Source organism: Pseudomonas chlororaphis (genome assembly GCF_001921865.1).
In the GTDB taxonomy this organism is placed as follows: domain Bacteria; phylum Pseudomonadota; class Gammaproteobacteria; order Pseudomonadales; family Pseudomonadaceae; genus Aquipseudomonas; species Aquipseudomonas chlororaphis_D.
Map to the genome: position 1 here is coordinate 127,109 of NZ_MSCT01000025.1, position 16,439 is coordinate 143,547.

At 66.1% G+C, this 16,439-nt stretch carries 19 protein-coding genes; 15 read left to right on the forward strand and 4 right to left on the reverse strand.

Annotation, left to right across the window (positions count from 1 at the left end; translation table 11 throughout):
- Positions 1 to 59: 59 nt before the first annotated feature.
- The 10 genes from BTN82_RS30065 (at position 60) to madM (ending at position 7,765) form a co-directional block, all read left to right on the forward strand.
- A complete protein-coding gene (locus tag BTN82_RS30065) occupies positions 60 to 320 on the forward strand; it encodes a hypothetical protein (protein ID WP_075122626.1) in 261 nt (86 codons plus the stop codon).
- A 148-nt stretch (positions 321 to 468) separates the two neighbouring features.
- Positions 469 to 2,139 carry a malonate decarboxylase subunit alpha gene (gene mdcA / locus BTN82_RS30070; protein WP_075122627.1) on the forward strand — a complete coding sequence of 557 codons (1,671 nt, stop codon included), beginning with the start codon at positions 469 to 471 and terminating at the stop codon, positions 2,137 to 2,139.
- A complete protein-coding gene (locus tag BTN82_RS30075; RefSeq protein WP_075122628.1) occupies positions 2,140 to 3,015 on the forward strand; it encodes a triphosphoribosyl-dephospho-CoA synthase in 876 nt (291 codons plus the stop codon).
- Positions 3,015 to 3,314 carry a malonate decarboxylase subunit delta gene (locus BTN82_RS30080; protein WP_075122629.1) on the forward strand — a complete coding sequence of 100 codons (300 nt, stop codon included), beginning with the start codon at positions 3,015 to 3,017 and terminating at the stop codon, positions 3,312 to 3,314. Before BTN82_RS30075 ends, BTN82_RS30080 begins: the two co-directional genes overlap by 1 nt.
- Positions 3,307 to 4,155, forward strand: coding sequence for a biotin-independent malonate decarboxylase subunit beta (locus tag BTN82_RS30085; RefSeq protein WP_075122630.1), 849 nt, complete (start codon positions 3,307 to 3,309; stop codon positions 4,153 to 4,155). The genes BTN82_RS30080 and BTN82_RS30085 overlap by 8 nt, the downstream gene beginning before the upstream one ends.
- On the forward strand, positions 4,155 to 4,958 hold the full coding sequence (gene mdcE, locus BTN82_RS30090; protein WP_075122631.1) for a biotin-independent malonate decarboxylase subunit gamma: 804 nt from the start codon (positions 4,155 to 4,157) through the stop codon (positions 4,956 to 4,958). The genes BTN82_RS30085 and mdcE overlap by 1 nt, the downstream gene beginning before the upstream one ends.
- A gap of 5 nt (positions 4,959 to 4,963) precedes the next feature.
- Positions 4,964 to 5,584 carry a malonate decarboxylase holo-ACP synthase gene (locus BTN82_RS30095; protein ID WP_410002852.1) on the forward strand — a complete coding sequence of 207 codons (621 nt, stop codon included), beginning with the start codon at positions 4,964 to 4,966 and terminating at the stop codon, positions 5,582 to 5,584.
- A complete protein-coding gene (gene mdcH, locus BTN82_RS30100) occupies positions 5,581 to 6,516 on the forward strand; it encodes a malonate decarboxylase subunit epsilon (protein ID WP_075122633.1) in 936 nt (311 codons plus the stop codon). Before BTN82_RS30095 ends, mdcH begins: the two co-directional genes overlap by 4 nt.
- 66 nt (positions 6,517 to 6,582) lie before the next feature.
- Positions 6,583 to 6,999, forward strand: coding sequence for a malonate transporter subunit MadL (gene madL, locus BTN82_RS30105; protein WP_075122634.1), 417 nt, complete (start codon positions 6,583 to 6,585; stop codon positions 6,997 to 6,999).
- Between the two features lies 1 nt (position 7,000).
- Positions 7,001 to 7,765, forward strand: coding sequence for a malonate transporter subunit MadM (gene madM / locus BTN82_RS30110; protein WP_075122635.1), 765 nt, complete (start codon positions 7,001 to 7,003; stop codon positions 7,763 to 7,765).
- Positions 7,766 to 7,848: 83 nt separating this feature from the next.
- Here the strand turns inward: madM and BTN82_RS30115 are convergent, their stop codons facing one another.
- Positions 7,849 to 8,760, reverse strand: a complete 912-nt coding sequence (locus tag BTN82_RS30115; RefSeq protein ID WP_075122636.1) for a LysR substrate-binding domain-containing protein — start codon at positions 8,758 to 8,760, stop codon at positions 7,849 to 7,851.
- A 151-nt stretch (positions 8,761 to 8,911) separates the two neighbouring features.
- Between BTN82_RS30115 and trhA the strand changes: the two genes are divergently transcribed.
- Positions 8,912 to 9,529: a PAQR family membrane homeostasis protein TrhA gene (gene trhA / locus BTN82_RS30120; RefSeq protein ID WP_075122637.1), complete on the forward strand. Its 618-nt coding sequence runs from the start codon at positions 8,912 to 8,914 to the stop codon at positions 9,527 to 9,529.
- Positions 9,530 to 9,653: 124 nt separating this feature from the next.
- Here the strand turns inward: trhA and BTN82_RS30125 are convergent, their stop codons facing one another.
- Positions 9,654 to 10,568, reverse strand: coding sequence for a LysR family transcriptional regulator (locus BTN82_RS30125; protein ID WP_075122638.1), 915 nt, complete (start codon positions 10,566 to 10,568; stop codon positions 9,654 to 9,656).
- A gap of 107 nt (positions 10,569 to 10,675) precedes the next feature.
- Here BTN82_RS30125 and BTN82_RS30130 point away from each other — a divergent pair, with 107 nt between their 5' ends.
- From BTN82_RS30130 to BTN82_RS30140, 3 genes are read left to right on the forward strand one after another with little or no spacing between them, the layout of a single operon-like run.
- Entirely contained in the window at positions 10,676 to 11,917 is a 1,242-nt protein-coding gene (locus BTN82_RS30130) for a D-amino acid dehydrogenase (RefSeq protein WP_075122639.1), read from the forward strand.
- A gap of 27 nt (positions 11,918 to 11,944) precedes the next feature.
- Positions 11,945 to 12,295 (forward strand): RidA family protein, encoded by a 351-nt coding sequence (locus BTN82_RS30135; protein WP_075122640.1) that lies wholly within the window; start codon positions 11,945 to 11,947, stop codon positions 12,293 to 12,295.
- A 27-nt stretch (positions 12,296 to 12,322) separates the two neighbouring features.
- Positions 12,323 to 13,225 (forward strand): transporter substrate-binding domain-containing protein, encoded by a 903-nt coding sequence (locus tag BTN82_RS30140; RefSeq protein ID WP_075122641.1) that lies wholly within the window; start codon positions 12,323 to 12,325, stop codon positions 13,223 to 13,225.
- Positions 13,226 to 13,358: 133 nt separating this feature from the next.
- Here the strand turns inward: BTN82_RS30140 and BTN82_RS30145 are convergent, their stop codons facing one another.
- A complete protein-coding gene (locus BTN82_RS30145) occupies positions 13,359 to 14,078 on the reverse strand; it encodes a 16S rRNA (uracil(1498)-N(3))-methyltransferase (RefSeq protein WP_075122642.1) in 720 nt (239 codons plus the stop codon).
- Positions 14,079 to 14,177: 99 nt separating this feature from the next.
- The gene (locus BTN82_RS30150; RefSeq protein ID WP_075122643.1) at positions 14,178 to 15,584 is read right to left on the reverse strand and encodes an adenosylmethionine--8-amino-7-oxononanoate transaminase; all 1,407 of its coding nucleotides are present in this window, start codon (positions 15,582 to 15,584) and stop codon (positions 14,178 to 14,180) included.
- Between the two features lie 280 nt (positions 15,585 to 15,864).
- On the opposite strand from BTN82_RS30150, the gene BTN82_RS30155 reads away from it, so the two are divergent.
- Complete coding sequence (locus BTN82_RS30155; RefSeq protein WP_075122644.1) at positions 15,865 to 16,416, forward strand: cytochrome b; 552 nt, start codon at positions 15,865 to 15,867, stop codon at positions 16,414 to 16,416.
- Positions 16,417 to 16,439: the final 23 nt, after the last annotated feature.

A 16,439-nucleotide genomic window follows, 5' to 3' on the forward strand; every position in this document is an offset into this window, starting at 1 on the left:
CTCCCATTTGTTTAGCCGCAAAGAGTGGCAGCTCTTTATGCAACTAAGGAGCTATGACCATGACGGACTTCATCCCGCTGCAAAGCAACCTCACCTCCACCCCGGTGCTCTACCTCAACCCCAAGGCCTCTGCGGCCGACCTGCATGGCTGCGCTGTGCAGCGCGTCAAGGCCACTCGTGACTTGATGCACAGCCTCAACTGCCTGGGCCTCAAGGGCGTCCACGACCAGGACTTGCAACACATCGTCAATGCGGCCCATCTGTTGTTGCAGGACGGCTGCGATGCGCTGGATGCATTGCAGTGGCGAATTGAAGGGTAAGAACAACGCCGTTGCCGGGGCGTAGGCGTAATGGCCTAGGCCCCTCAACCATTACGCTCACCGTAACGATCCGCCGCTGTGCTTGATTGATGCCTTGCCTCCTGTGCTCCTAAGGTAGCGGCCACGACAGCGAACCCGTGGAGTGAGCATGACAACAACAATATCCCCCGACTCGCGCTGGACGCGGCGGCGCAGTGAGAAGCAGCGCCGGCTCGAGCAGGTGCGGGCGCTGGCCGATGGCGCCGTGTTGCCCACCGACAAGATTGTCGCGGCGTTGGAGGCGTTGATTCTGCCCGGCGACCGTGTGGTGTTGGAGGGCAATAACCAGAAGCAGGCGGACTTCCTCTCTCGCTCCTTGGCCAAGGCCGATCCGGCGAAGTTGCACGATTTGCACATGATCATGCCCAGCGTCGGCCGCTCGGAGCATCTGGATCTGTTCGAGCGCGGCATCGCGCGCAAGCTCGATTTTTCCTTCGCCGGTACCCAGAGCCTGCGCATCAGCCAGTTGCTGGAAGACGGCCTGCTGGAAATCGGTGCGATCCATACCTACATCGAGCTCTATGCGCGGCTGGTGGTGGACCTGATTCCCAACGTGGTGCTGTCGGCCGGGTTCATGGCCGACCGCGCGGGCAATATCTACACCGGGCCGAGCACCGAGGACACCCCGGCGCTGATCGAGCCGGCGGCGTTCAGCGACGGTATCGTCATCGTCCAGGTCAATCAGTTGGTGGACGACGTCAGCGAGCTGCCGCGGGTGGATATCCCGGCGTCCTGGGTGGATTTCGTGGTGGTGGCCGACAAGCCGTTCTATATCGAGCCGCTGTTCACCCGTGACCCGCGCCATATCAAGCCGGTGCATGTGCTGATGGCGATGATGGCGATCCGCGGCATCTACGAGAAACACAACGTCCAGTCGCTGAACCACGGCATCGGTTTCAACACCGCGGCCATCGAGCTGATTTTGCCGACCTACGGCGAATCCCTGGGGCTGAAAGGCAAGATCTGCCGCAACTGGACCCTCAACCCGCACCCGACGTTGATCCCGGCCATCGAAAGCGGCTGGGTGGAGAGCGTGCATTGCTTCGGCACCGAACTGGGTATGGAAAACTACATTGCCGCGCGGCCGGATGTATTTTTCACCGGGCGCGACGGTTCGTTGCGTTCCAACCGGATGTTCTGCCAGCTGGCCGGGCAGTACGCGGTGGACCTGTTTATCGGCGCGACCTTGCAGGTCGACGGCGACGGCCATTCCTCCACCGTGACCCGCGGCCGCCTGGCCGGCTTCGGCGGCGCGCCGAACATGGGCCACGACCCCCGCGGCCGGCGCCACGGCACCCCGGCCTGGTTGGATATGCGCCACGACGACTCGCCGCAACCGATGCTCGAGCGCGGCAAGAAGCTGGTGGTGCAGATGGTCGAGACCTTCCAGGAGGGCGGCAAACCGACCTTCGTCGAGACCCTGGACGCGGTGGACGTAGCGAAGAAAAGCGGCATGCCCCTGGCGCCGATCATGATCTACGGCGACGACGTGACCCACCTGCTGACCGAGGAAGGCATCGCCTACCTGTACAAGGCGCGTTCGCTGGAAGAGCGCCAGGCGATGATCGCCGCGGTGGCCGGGGTCACCGCCATCGGCCTGCGCCACAACCCGAAAGACACCGCGCGCATGCGCCGCGAAGGCTTGATCGCTCTGCCCGAAGACCTCGGCATCCGCCGCACCGACGCCACCCGCGAGCTGCTGGCGGCGAAGAGCGTGGCCGACCTGGTGGAGTGGTCGGGTGGCCTGTACAACCCGCCCGCCAAGTTCAGGAGCTGGTAAATGCACGCCTTCAACCTGCAAAGCAAACCCCTGAGCCTGGCCGAGCGCCTGGCGGACCTGGCGGTGGACGCGCTGATCGACGAAGCCGACCTGTCGCCCAAGCCGGCCCTGGTCGACCGTCGCGGCAACGGCGCCCACAGCGACCTGCACCTGGGGCTGATGCACGCCTCGGCCCTGTCGTTGTGGCCGGCCTTCAAGGAAATGGCCGAAGCCGCCCGCGAGTTCGGCGACGTCGGCTTGCCGCTGCGCGAAGCCCTGGGCCGTATCGGCCGCGAGGGCGAAGCGGCGATGCTCGCCACCACCAATGGAGTGAACACCCACCGCGGGGCGATTTGGGCCCTGGGCCTGCTGGTGGCCGCCGCCGCGCTGGAACCCGAGGCCAATACGGCCGGCGCCGTCAGCCTGCGGGCCGCGCGCCTGGCGCTGCTGGACGACCGTTACGCGCCGCGGCCCCTCAGCCACGGCGCGCAAGTGGCGCTGCGTTATGGCGTGCGCGGCGCCCGCGAAGAAGCCCAGCTGGGCTTTCCGGCGGTGCTGCAACGCGGCCTGCCGCAACTCCAGCGCAGCCGCGCCCAGGGGCACGGCGAACAGAACGCCCGGCTCGATGCGCTGCTGGCGATCATGAGCGGCCTGGCCGATACCTGCGTGCTTTATCGCGCTGGCGAAGAAGGCTTGCAGGCCATGCAACAGGGCGCCCAGGCGGTGCTCGAGGCCGGCGGCAGCGCCAGCCTCGCCGGGCGTCGTCGGCTGCATGAGCTGGACCAGTGCCTGCTGGCCTTGAATGCCTCGCCCGGCGGCGCCGCGGACTTGCTCGCGGCCTGCCTGCTGATCGACCGGATCGCCTCCGGCGCCGCCTTTATCCAGGGAGCAGAGTGATGGAAACCTTGTCTTTCGAATTTCCCGCCGGGCAGCCTGCCCGGGGCCGGGCGCTGGTGGGCTGTGTCGGCTCGGGCGACCTGGAAGTGCTGCTCGAACCCGGGCAGCCGGGCAAGCTGAGCATTCAGGTGCAGACCTCGGTCAACGGCAGCGCGTCGCGCTGGCAACACCTGTTCGCGCGCATGTTCGACGGCCAGACGCCGCCGGCGCTGAGCATCGACATTCACGATTTCGGCGCCACCCCGGGGGTAGTACGCCTGCGCCTGGAGCAAGGCTTCGAGGAGATCGGCCATGACTGACAGCGCCCGTTTGCTCAACAAACACAGCTTCGTCGAACTCGGCGCCCGGCAACGGGCCAAGGCCTTGCTCGACGCCGGCAGCTTTCGCGAACTGCTCGACCCGTTCCAGCGCGTGATGTCGCCGTGGCTGGCCCGCCAGGGCGTGGTGCCCCAGGCCGACGACGGCGTGGTCATCGCCAAGGGCAGCATCGACGGCTTGCCCGTGGTGATCGCCGCCATCGAAGGCGCGTTCCAGGGCGGCAGCCTGGGCGAAGTCGGCGGGGCGAAGATCGCCGGCGCCCTGGAGCTAGCCGCCGAAGACAACCGCAACGGCATTGCCACTCGCGCCGTGCTGCTGCTGGAAACCGGCGGCGTGCGCTTGCAGGAGGCCAACCTCGGGCTGGCGGCGATTGCCGACATCCATGCGGCCATCGTCGACCTGCGCCAGTACCAACCGGTGATCAGCATTGTGGCCGGCAGCGTTGGCTGTTTTGGCGGCATGTCGATTGCCGCGGGGTTGTGCAGCTACCTGCTGGTGACCCAGGAGGCGCGCCTGGGCCTCAACGGCCCGCAAGTGATCGAACAGGAAGCGGGCCTGGAGGAATACGACTCCCGCGACCGGCCCTTTATCTGGAGCCTGACCGGCGGCGAGCAGCGTTTCGCCAGCGGCCTGGCCGACCGTTATGTGGCCGACGACGTGGCGCAGATCCGCCAGCAGCTCGGCGAACTGCTGGCCCAGGGCTTGCCCGATGTGCAACGCAGCCGTCAGGCCGAGCTGTACCTGCAACGCCTGGCCCGGCTGGACACCCAGCCGCAGATCGAACCGGCAACGGTTCGCCAGCTGTATCGAGGAGACCGCTGATGAGCGCTTATTCCCTGAGGGGCCTGCACTGGTTCGCGGCGTTGAGCGCCGGGGCGACCCCGGTAGATGGTTTGCCCGCGTCGTTGCGGGTGGCGGACGGCACGCTGGGCGAACAGCCGGCGCGCTTTATCGCGGTGGTCGCCGACCCGGCCAACCCTTTCGTCCGGGCGCGTAAAGGCGAGGTCGGCCTGTTGGAAGGCTGGGGTCTGGCCAAGGCGGTGGACGAGGCGATCGAAGCCGATCGCGAGCAGAGCGCCAAGCGCGCATTGATCGCCATCGTCGATGTGCCGAGCCAGGCCTATGGGCGGCGCGAAGAAGCCCTGGGTATCCACCAGGCCTTGGCCGCGGCCGCCGACAGTTATGCCCGGGCACGGCTGGCCGGGCATCCGGTGATCGGTCTGCTGGTGGGCAAGGCCATGTCCGGGGCCTTCCTGGCCCACGGCTACCAGGCCAATCGCCTGATCGCCCTGCGCGACCCGGGGGTGATGGTGCATGCCATGGGCAAGGCCTCGGCGGCGCGGGTCACCCTGCGCAGCGTCGAGGAACTGGAAGCCCTGGCCGCCAGCGTGCCGCCCATGGCCTACGACATTGACAGCTACGCCAGCCTTGGCCTGCTCTGGGAGACCCTGGAGGTCAGCCGGATCGAACAGCCGAGCGCGGACGATCTGGCCCGGGTGCGGCAGTGCCTGAGCCAGGCGATTGCCGATGTGCGGGCCCATGGCCGCGACCTGTCGAGCCGCCTGGGCGCCAGCAACCGCGGCGCTTCCAGCCGCGTCCGCCAGTTGTTGCGCGAGCAATGGTGAGCGCCCTGCATGGCACCTTGTTGCCCCATGACCTGCTCTGGGGCCTGACCCCGGGGCAGTTGCCCGCCGAGGTCCCGGCCTGGGCGGTGGCGGCCATGGCCGCGGGGCAGCCGGTGGTGGTGCGCCGCGCGCTGACCGCGCCGGGGCAGGTGGCGGTGGGCGTGCGCGGCGCGTTGCGCGAGCAGCGTTATGCAACGCTGATGGCGGTGGCGGACATCCAGCGTCGGGTGCGGCCGGAAGACCTGTGCCATGTCGAGTCGGATCGTGGCTGGCCGGCGCTGCAAGCACTGGCTCAACTCCGCGCGTCGCTGGATAGCGGCAGCTGGACCTGGGGTGTCAGCGGCAGTGCCGGTTTCGAACTGGCCAGCGGTGTGCCGGCGTTGCATCAAGCCAGCGACCTGGACCTGATCCTGCGCACCGAACAGCCCATGAGCCGGGAGCAAGCCCGGACATTGCTGGCATTGCTTGACGGCGCCGCCTGCCCGGTGGACATGCAATTGCAGGTGCCCAATGGCGCCGTGGCCCTGCGCGAGTGGGCCGGCGCTTCGCCCCGGGTACTGCTGAAAAGCGCCAGCGGCGCGCGGCTGGTCGACGACCCGTGGCAAGCCCTGGAGCAGGTGGCGTGAGCAGCCTGCTGGTATTTCCGGGCCAGGGCGCGCAGCAGCCGGGGATGCTCCATCGCCTGCCGCCCAGCGCCGTGGCGCAGGCCTGCCTGCAACAGGCCAGCGAAGTGTTGGGCGAGGATGCCCTGGGCCTGGATACGCCCGCGGCCCTCGCCAGCACCCGTGCCGTGCAGTTGTGCCTGCTGATCGCTGGCGTGGCCAATGCCCGGGTGCTGCTGGAAAACGGGGCGCAGGCGGATTACGTGGCCGGCCTGTCGATTGGTGCCTACCCGGCTGCGGTGGTGGCTGGGGCGTTGGATTTCAGCGATGCGCTGCGTCTGGTCAGCCTGCGCGGCGAACTGATGCAGCAGGCCTATCCCCAGGGATATGGCATGACCGCGATCATCGGCCTGGAGTTGGCGGCGGTGGAGGCTTTACTGGCGCGGGTGCACAGCCCGGAGAACCCGGTGTACCTGGCCAATATCAATGCCGACAGCCAGGTGGTGATCGCCGGCAGCGAAGCGGCCATGGCCCAGGTCGCCGAGCTGGCCCGGGGCTGCGGGGTCGGTGTGGCCAAGCGCCTGGCGGTCAGCGTGCCGTCCCATTGCCCGCTGCTGGAGCAACCGGCCCGGGCCTTGGCCGAGGCCTTCGCCGGGGTGACCTTGCAGCCGCCGCGCCTGGGCTATCTCAGCGGCAGCCGGGCCCGGCCGTTGCGCACCCCGGAGCAACTGCGCGACGACCTGGCCTTCAACATGTGCCGGGTGGTGGATTGGCGCGGCACCGTGCAAAGCGCCTACGAGCGCGGCGTGCGGTTGCAGATCGAGCTGCCGCCCGGCGCGGTGCTCACGGGCCTGGCGCGCCGGGTGTTCGAGCAAGGCACCGTGATTGCCTGCGACGGCGCCCGGCTCGACACCTTGCAAGCGCTGCTGCGTGAGGAGGGAAGCCGCCGACCCTAGACACCGACTCAAGCTGGCGAAGCACAAAAACAACAACTTCGACGATGCACTTTGAGGATTACAACAATGATTATCTACGGTGTGGCGCTGCTGGCGATCTGTACGCTGGCAGGGGTGATTATCGGTGACATGCTCGGCGTGCTGCTGGGGGTGAAGTCCAACGTCGGCGGCGTGGGCATCGCGATGATCCTGTTGATCTGCGCGCGTTTGTGGATGCAAAAGCGCGGCGGCATGACCAAGGACTGCGAGATGGGCGTCGGCTTCTGGGGCGCCATGTACATCCCGGTGGTGGTGGCCATGGCCGCGCAACAGAACGTGGTCACCGCCCTGCGCGGCGGCCCGGTGGCGGTGCTGGCGGCCATCGGTTCGGTGCTGCTCTGCGGCTGCACCATCGCCCTGATCAGCCGTACCCACAAAGGCGAACCGTTGCCGGACGAGCCGGACGGTGCCGCTCCCGATGCCGCGCCGGCAGGGGGACGCTGATATGTGGGACCTGATCGAGAAAGGCCTGGAACACAACGGGTTGGTCACCGCCTTCGCCTTCGTCGGCGTGATCATGTGGATTTCGGTGCTGCTGTCCAAGCGCCTGACCTTCGGCCGGGTGCACGGCTCGGCCATCGCCATCGTCATCGGCCTGGTATTGGCCTGGGTCGGCGGTACGCTCACCGGCGGGCAAAAGGGCTTGGCGGACCTGGCGCTGTTTTCCGGGATCGGCCTGATGGGCGGCGCCATGCTGCGCGACTTCGCAATTGTCGCCACGGCCTTCGAGGTACAGGCCACCGAGGCGCGCAAGGCCGGAATGATCGGCGCCATCGCATTGCTGCTGGGCACGGTGCTGCCGTTCATCGTGGGCGCGAGCATCGCCTGGGCCTTCGGTTACCGCGACGCGGTGAGCATGACCACCATCGGCGCCGGCGCGGTGACCTATATCGTCGGTCCGGTGACCGGCGCGGCGATTGGCGCCAGTTCCGATGTGGTGGCGCTGTCCATCGCCACCGGGCTGATCAAGGCGATCCTGGTGATGGTCGGCACGCCCATGGCGGCGCGCTGGATGGGCCTGGACAACCCGCGCTCGGCGATGGTCTTCGGCGGCCTGGCCGGCACCGTCAGCGGCGTGACCGCGGGGCTGGCGGCGACCGACCGGCGCCTGGTGCCTTATGGCGCGCTGACCGCGACCTTCCATACCGGGCTGGGGTGCCTGCTTGGGCCTTCGTTGTTGTTTTTCATCGTGCGTGGGTTGGTGGGCTAGGGCCTTCTGGCCTTATCGCGAGCAAGCTCGCTCCTACAGACGCCGTGTACCTTGTAGGAGCGAGCTTGCTCGCGATGGCGTCCTCATGACCCGCGCGAATACATCCGGCATTCCGCCAACAGCGCCAACAGGTTCGGATCGCGTTCCTTGGCCTTGAGAAACACCACGCCGATATGCTGTTGCAGGCGGTAGCGCGCCTGCAGCGGAATCAGCTTCACGCGGTTTTCGTACACCGCCGCGATCCTTCCCGGCAGCAAGGCATAGCCCACCCCCGAGCTGACCATGCTCAGCAGGGTGAAGATGTCGTTGACCTGCATCGCCACCTTCGGCTCGAAGCCTGCCTGCTTGAACACCCGCACCCCGTCCTGGTGGGTGGCGAAACCCTGGGTCAGGGTGATGAAGGTCGCGTCGCGCACGTCGCTGAGGTCGACTTCGGCCTGCTGGGCGAACGGCGAGTCGGCGGGCGTCGCCAGGAAGATATCGTCGGAGAACAGCGGGATCTGCTCGCAGTCCGGGTCGCTGACGCTGTCGTCCAGCGACACCAGGATCGCGTCGACTTCCATGTTCTTGAGCTTGTACAGCAGGTCGATGTTGGAGCCCAGGATCAGGTCGATGTTCAGCTCGCTGCGGCGCAGCTTCAGGCCCATGATCAGCTGCGGCACGGTCTTCACCGTCAGCGAATACAGGGAGCCGAGCTTGAAGCGCTCCGCCGAGAACCCGGCGGCTTCGCGGGTCAGGCGCACGCTTTCGACCACGTCCTGGATCAGCTTCTGCGCCCGCTCTTCCAGGACGAAGGCGCTTTCCAGTGGCGTCAGGTTGCGCCCTTCATGCTTGAACAGCGGGCAGCGCAGGGCGCTTTCCAGGGAGTGGATGGCCCGGTGCACGCTGACATTGCTGGTCTGCAACTCGGCGGCGGCGCGGGCCAGGTTGCCGGTGCGCATGAAGGCGAGAAACACTTCGAGCTTTTTCAGGGTCAACTCTTCGTCGATCAGCATGGTCGGCACTCTTGGTCGAATGGTTCGATTGTGCCTGCCGGGTCATGACTTGGCTGGAGGTTTTTTCGTCCATACCTTATTCGGAAACATTGCGCTTGCAGGCTACAGGCCTGAGCCTTGCGCAGATTTCGCCTTGGGAGGTGAGTGGCACATGTATCACGGGGAACGACTCAACGCCTGGACGCACCTGGTCGGCGCGGTGGCGGCGCTGGTCGGGGGGATCTGGTTGGTGGTGCTGGCCAGCCTCGACGGCAGCCCGTGGAAGATCGTCAGCGTGGCGATCTACGGCTTCACCCTGCTGGTGCTGTACAGCGCCTCGACCGTGTACCACAGCGTGCGCGGGCGAGCGAAGAACATCATGCAGAAGGTCGACCACTTCTCCATCTACCTGCTGATCGCCGGCAGCTACACGCCGTTCTGCCTGGTGACCCTGCGCGGGCCCTGGGGCTGGACGCTGTTCGGGATCGTCTGGGGGCTGGCGCTGATCGGCATCTTGCAGGAAATCAAGCCGCGCTCCGAGGCGCGCATCCTGTCCATCGTGATTTACGCGGTCATGGGCTGGATCGTGCTGGTGGCGGTCAAGCCCCTGCTGGCGGCCCTGGGCACGGCCGGCTTCACCTGGCTGGCCATGGGTGGGGTGCTCTACACCGTCGGCATCGTCTTCTTTGCCCTCGACAGCCGTTTGCGCCACGCCCATGGGATCTGGCACCTGTTTGTGATCGCCGGCAGTCTGTTGCACTTCGTGGCGATCTTCTTTTACGTGTTGTGATCGGGAACCGCGTCATCGTTCATCGCGGGCAAGCCTCGTTCCTACAGGTGCGGCGCAGGTCCTGACGTTTCGCGTGCTTCTGTAGGAGCGAAGCTTGCTCGCGATGACGTCCTGACAGGCAACCTCAATCTGCGGCCATCAACCGATCCAGCTGCTCCTGCGCCTGTTTGGCGAAGATCTCCAGCAGGCTGCTCAAGGTGTGCGGCAGCGCCTCGGCGGCGCGGGTCACGGCGTACAGGGTGATCGGCAGCGCGGGCATCAGCGGGCGGATCGCGGTGCTGGCGGGGGAGGCGCCGAGGGCGGTGAACGGGTCGATCACCGCCAGCCCGGCCCCGGATTCGACCATGGCCCGGGCCAGGGAATAGGTCTGCACGGCAATGCCGACCCGCGGCGCCGGTTCCACGGCTTTCAGGTAACCGTCGAGTTTCGCCGCCAGCGGGTCGGCGCTGGACAGGCCGATCAGCGGCGCGCCCGCCAGTTCCTGCAACGGCAGCGGCGTGCCCCTGGCAGCGTGCGGCCAGTAGTCCAGCGGCGCCAGCGCCACCAGCACGCCGCGAGCCAGGGCCTGGGCGGTCAGCCCCGGATGGTCCGGGCGTTGCAGGGTCAGGGCGACGTCGATCTCGCGCATCAGCAGGTTCTGCACCAGTTCGCGGCTGTGGGCGCTGGACAGCTCGCAGACGATATCCGGGTAGCGCCGGGTCCACTGGTGGATGGCCGGCGGCAACAGCGACAGGGCCAGCGCCGGCGTGGCGCCGATGCGCAGGCTGTGGCCCGGCTCGCGGCGCAGGCTCTGGGCCAGGCGCCGCACCCCTTGCAGGCTTTCGCTGACCTTGTCGACCTCACGCTCCAGCTCCAGGGCCTCGGGAGTGGCCTGCAACTTGCCCTTGACCCGCAGGAACAGCGGGAAGCCCAGTTGCTGCTCGGCGTGTTGCAAGACCTTGGTCACCGCCGGTTGGGAGACGTGGAGCAATTGAGCGGCGCCGCTGACCGAGCCGGTCTGGCGGATGGCCTGGAAAATCTCGATATGGCGCAGTCGCATGATCAGTCCATAACCTTTGTTTATGGGTGGCTCATCTTTATTCATTGTCCCGCGCCTGTCATCTGCTCCTAACCTGAAGCCCGCTCAACACCGGTTTAAGGACTGACATGGCACAGCGGGTTTGCATCATCGGCGGCGGGGTCATTGGCCTCGCCAGCGCCTATGCCCTGGTTCGCGAGGGGTTCGAGGTCAGCCTGGTGGAGGCGCGGGAGTCCTTCGCCAGCCAGACCAGCTTCGCCAACGGCGGCCAGCTGTCGTACCGCTATGTGGCGCCGCTGGCCGATGCCGGCGTGCCCTGGCAGGCCCTGGGCTGGATGCTGCGTGGCGACTCGCCGCTCAAGCTGCGCCCGCGCCTGGACCCGGCGCAATGGCGATGGCTGGCCGGGTTCCTGGCGGCCTGCCGCGGTTCGGTCAACCGACGCAACGGTGCCCATCTGCTGCGCCTGGCGCTGTTGAGCCAGGCCACCTTGCAGCGCTGGCGCGACGAGGACGGCCTGGACGGTTTCCACTGGCGGCGCAACGGCAAGCTGGTGACTTTCCGCGAAACCGCCAGCTTCGAGCATGCCCGTCAGGGCCTGGCCGACCCGCGCCAGCAGCAGGTGTTGTCCGCCGGTGAATGCGTGCATCTGGAGCCGACCCTTGGCGGCGCGCCCTTCGTCGGCGGCATCTTCACCCCGGACGAAGAAGTGGCCGACTGCCACGCCTTCTGCCAGCAGCTGGTGGCGCGGCTGCACGCTTCCGGGCGCTGCCAGCTATTGGCGGGGCGCCAGGTCACGGGCATTCGCCAAGCGAACGGCCAGGTGCAGGCTATCGAGCTGGGCGACGAGGTACTGGCGGTGGATCAGCTGATCCTCGCCGCTGGCCATCGCAGCGGCGAACTGGCCTTGCCCGGCCTGAAGCTGCCGCTGTACCCGCTCAAGGGCTACAGCCTCAGCGTGCCGATCGGCGCGGGGCACCGGGCGCCGGACATCAGCATCACCGACTACAACCGCAAGATCGTCTACGCGCGGATCGGCCAGCAGCTGCGGGTGGCGGCCATGGTCGATATCGTCGGCTTCGACCCGGCCCTGGACCCCAAGCGCCTGGCCCTGATGCAGCGCCAGGCCCGGGAAACCTTTGGCAACGCCGGCGATTACGACGCCGCCGTCGAATGGGCCGGCATGCGCCCGGCGACCCCCAGCGGCGTGCCGCTGATCGGCGCCAGCGGTTTTCGCAACCTGTGGCTCAACCTCGGCCATGGCGCCCTGGGTTTCACCCTGGCTTGCGGCAGCGGGCGCCTGTTGGCCGAGCTGATCGGCCAGCGCCGGCCTTCCATCGACATGCAGGGCCTCGCGCCCCATGCCGCCTGACTTTTTCTGCGTACAAGGAGCGGTTCCATGACTATCCAGCGTCTTCACACCAACGAGCGTCTCAGCGGCGTCGTGAGCTTTGCCGAGCTGGTGTTTCTGTCCGGCCAAGTGCCGGGTTCGGCCACGGATGCGGCGGGCCAGACCCGCGAAGTGCTGGCCAAGATCGATGCCTTGCTGGCCGAGGCCGGCAGCGACAAGGATCATCTGCTCAGCGCGACTATTTACCTGAAAGACATCCAGCAGGATTTCGCGGCGATGAACGAGGTCTGGTCGGCCTGGCTGTCGCCCGGGCAGGCGCCGAGCCGCACCACGGTGCAGGCCGCGCTGGCGCGCCCGGAAATATTGGTGGAAATCACCGTCATCGCGGTTCGCCGCTAACGCCTTCACCCACAACGGAGAATAACAATGCAAAAAATCACGTTGCTTGGCTGCACCCTCGGCCTGTTGCTCGGCTCGCCACTGTACGCCAGCGAGGCGCCGCTGACCGGCACCCTGGGCAAGATCGCCAATGCCGGCAGTATTACCCTGGGTTATCGCGATGCCTCGGTGCCGTTCTCTTACGTGGGCGACAACAGCGGCAAACCCATGGGCTACTCGGTGGACCTGGCCAGCAAGATCGTCGAGCGCATTCGCGACAAACTGGCGCTGCCGCAACTGGCGGTGAAGTACAACCTGGTGACCTCGCAAACGCGCATCCCGCTGGTGCAGAACGGCACCGTCGACCTGGAGTGCGGTTCCACCGGGGTCACGGCCGAACGGCAGAAGCAGGTGGCGTTTTCCTATGGTTTCATCTACGTCAAAGGCCAGTTGCTGACCGCCAAGGACAGTGGGATCAAAAGCTTCGCCGACCTGCGCGGCAAGAACGTGGTGACCACCGCCGGCACCACCAACGAGCGGTTCCTCAAGAGCTACAACGTCGAGCACAAGATCGATATGTTCGTGATCAGCGCCAAGGACCACGGCGAAGCCTTCCAGATGCTGCAATCGGGGCGTGCCGCAGCGTTCTACATGGACGACGCGCTGCTCTACGGCGAACGGGCCAAGGCCCGCGATCCGCACAACTGGGTGGTGGTCGGCGAGGAGCAGTCGCGGGAGATCTACAGCTGCATGGTGCGCAAGGATGATCCGCAGTTCCTCGAACTGGTCAACGCCACCCTGGCGGACCTGTACCGCTCCGGGGAGATCAACGGCATCTACCAGCGCTGGTTCGAGCAGCCGATTCCACCCAAGGGCCTGAACCTGGAATTCCCGATGACCAGCGAGTTGAAGGCGATCATCGCCAAGCCGGTGAGCGACCCGGTGGAGTAAACGCTGCGTACGGAGGCGGGGCTGCTGCCGACGGGCTTCTGTAGGAGCCCAGCTTGCTGGCGATGGCCGCGCCGCGGTGTGTCAGGCAAAACGCCTCGCGGGCAAGCCTAGCTCCTACGCAGGCAGATGTGGGTTAGAAATCGCCCCAGAGTTGTTGCGCCACCGCCAGCGCCACCACGGGCGCGGTCTCGGTGCGCAACACCCGCGGGCCGAGGCGCGCCGAATGAAAGCCTGCCTGTTGCGCCTGCTCCACCTCGGCGTCGGACAACCCGCCTTCCGGCCCGATCAGGAACGCCAGGCTTGTCGGCTTGGCATGGCTGAGCAGCGGCTCGGCCACTGGGTGCAGCACCAGCTTGAGGTCGGCCTGGGTCTGTTTGATCCAGTCGGCCAGCAGCAGTGGTGGATGAATCACCGGCACCCGCGAGCGCCCGCATTGTTCGCACGCGCTGATCGCCACCTGGCGCCAGTGGGCCAGGCGCTTGTCGGCGCGTTCGTCCTTGAGCCGCACTTCGCAGCGCTCGCTGAAGATCGGGGTGATTTCATTGACCCCCAGTTCAGTGGCCTTCTGGATCGCCCAGTCCATGCGCTCGCCCCGGGACAGGCCCTGGCCGAGGTGGATCTGCAGCGGCGACTCGACCTGGCCGGCGAAGCTGTCGTCGAGCTGGACCACCACGCGTTTCTTGCCGACTTCCAGCAGCGTGCCGCGAAACTCGTTGCCCGAGCCGTCGAACAGCTGCAACGCATCGCCCTCGGCCATGCGCAGCACGCGTCCGATGTAATGGGCCTGGGCTTCGGGCAGTTCGTGCTGGCCGAGGCTCAGGGGGAGGTCGATAAAGAAGCGGGACAGTCTCATGGTGGTTCTCTGGGGAAGATTCTTGAGCGTTGTGGGGCAGTCGGATTTTTTCGCGAGCAGTCTCGCTCCTACAGGGGAGCGAGACTGCCCACGAAAGCGTCAGCCCGGATCGCGGAAGCCCGGGTGGAAGTCCTTGGGCACGGCCACGCTGACCTTGTCGCTGGTGGCGATGTCGATGCCTTCGCTGGCGACTTCTGCGAGGAAGTCGATCTGCTCCGGCGTGATCACGTAAGGCGGCAGGAAATACACCACGCTGCCCAGCGGGCGCAGTAGGGCCCCGCGCTCCAGGGCGTGCTGGAAGACTTTCAGGCCACGGCGTTCCTGCCACGGGTAGGCGGCTTTGCTGGCCTTGTCCTGGACCATCTCGATGGCCAGCACCATGCCGGTCTGGCGCACTTCGGCGACGTGCGGATGGTCCGCCAGGTGCGCGGTCGAGCTGGCCATGCGCTGGGCCAGGGCCCGGTTGTTCTCGATGACGTTGTCCTGCTCGAAGATATCCAGGGTCGCCAGCGCCGCCGCACAGGCCAGTGGGTTGCCGGTGTAGCTGTGGGAGTGGAGGAAGGCGCGCAGGGTCGGATAGTCGTCGTAGAAGGCGCTGTAGACCTCGTCGGTGGTCAGGCACGCAGCCAGCGGCAGGTAGCCACCGGTCAGGGCCTTGGACAGGCAGAGGAAGTCCGGGCGGATACCGGCCTGCTCGCAGGCGAACATCGTCCCGGTACGACCGAAACCAACGGCGATTTCGTCGTGGATCAGGTGCACGCCATAGCGGTCGCAGGCCTCGCGCAGCAGCTTGAGGTACACCGGGTGGTACATGCGCATGCCGCCGGCGCCCTGGATCAGCGGTTCGATGATCACCGCGGCGATAGTTGCATGGTGTTCGGCCAGGGTCTGTTCCATGGCGGCGAACATGTTGCGCGAGTGTTCTTCCCAGCCCATGCCCTCAGGGCGCAGGTAGCAGTCCGGGCTCGGCACCTTGAGGGTGTCCAGCAGCAGGGCCTTGTAGGTTTCGGTGAACAGCGGCACATCGCCCACCGACATCGCGGCGATGGTTTCGCCGTGGTAGCTGTTGGTCAGGGTGACGAAGCGCTTCTTGTCTTTCTGGCCGCGGTTGAACCAGTAGTGGAAGCTCATCTTCATCGCCACTTCGATGCACGACGAACCGTTGTCGGCGTAGAAGCAGCGGGTCAGGCCTTCCGGCGTGATCTGTACCAGGCGCTCGGACAGCTCGATCACCGGCTGGTGGCTGAAACCGGCGAGGATCACGTGCTCCAGCTGGTCGACCTGATCCTTGATGCGCTGGTTGATGCGCGGGTTGGCATGGCCGAAGGCGTTGACCCACCAGGAGCTGACGGCATCGAGGTAGCGTTTGCCTTCGAAGTCTTCCAGCCATACGCCGTCGCCCCGCTTGATCGGGATCAGCGGCAGTTGCTCGTGGTCTTTCATCTGGGTGCAGGGATGCCATAACACCGCGAGATCGCGTTGCATCCACTGTTGGTTGAGGCCCATGTTCAGTCTCCAGGAGGGGGTGTCGAAGCACGCCGGCAAACAATCGCGCAAGCCTATGCAATGCCTGGCTGTGTCACAACCCATTGCATGGGGTGCGAACCCATTCGACGCGGTGGCAGAACGCTCCGTCACGTTTGCCCCACGTAGACCTTAATGCCTGGTTAATTTACTGTTCGTACCCTCAACATCGTATTTCTCGATATTTCAAAGCGAAAATTTCCGCTTTAATTCGATAGTTAAACCGATAGTCTTGGCCAGCAGTTCTTACAGGATTCAAGCAATGCAGCTACGTAATTCGTCTTCCCGCTACGGCTGGGTCAGCATTTTTCTGCACTGGAGTGTGGCGCTGGTCGTCTTTGGATTGTTCGCCCTGGGCCTGTGGATGGTGGGGCTGGATTACTACAGCGCCTGGCGCAAAGACGCGCCGGAGCTGCACAAGAGCATCGGCCTGACGCTGTTCGCGGTCATGTTGCTGCGGGTGTTGTGGCGCTTCGTCAGCCCGCCGCCGCCCGCGCCGGCCAGCCACGGCCGCCTGACGCGCCTGGGTGCCCTGTTCGGCCATGCCTTTCTGTATCTCAGTCTGTTCGTTGTGATGATTGCCGGTTACCTGATTTCCACCGCAGACGGTGTCGGGATCCCGGTGTTCGGCCTGTTTGAAATTCCTGCCTTGGTTTCCGGTCTACCGGACCAGGCGGATGTGGCTGGCGAGGTGCACCTGTACCTGGCCTGGGCCCTGGTGATCTTTGCCGGGCTGCATGGTCTGGCCGCGCTGAAACACCACTTTATCGATCGTGACGCGACCCTGACTCGAATGCTGGGGCGCAAAGCCTGATGTTCAACCTCAACTCAAAAGGA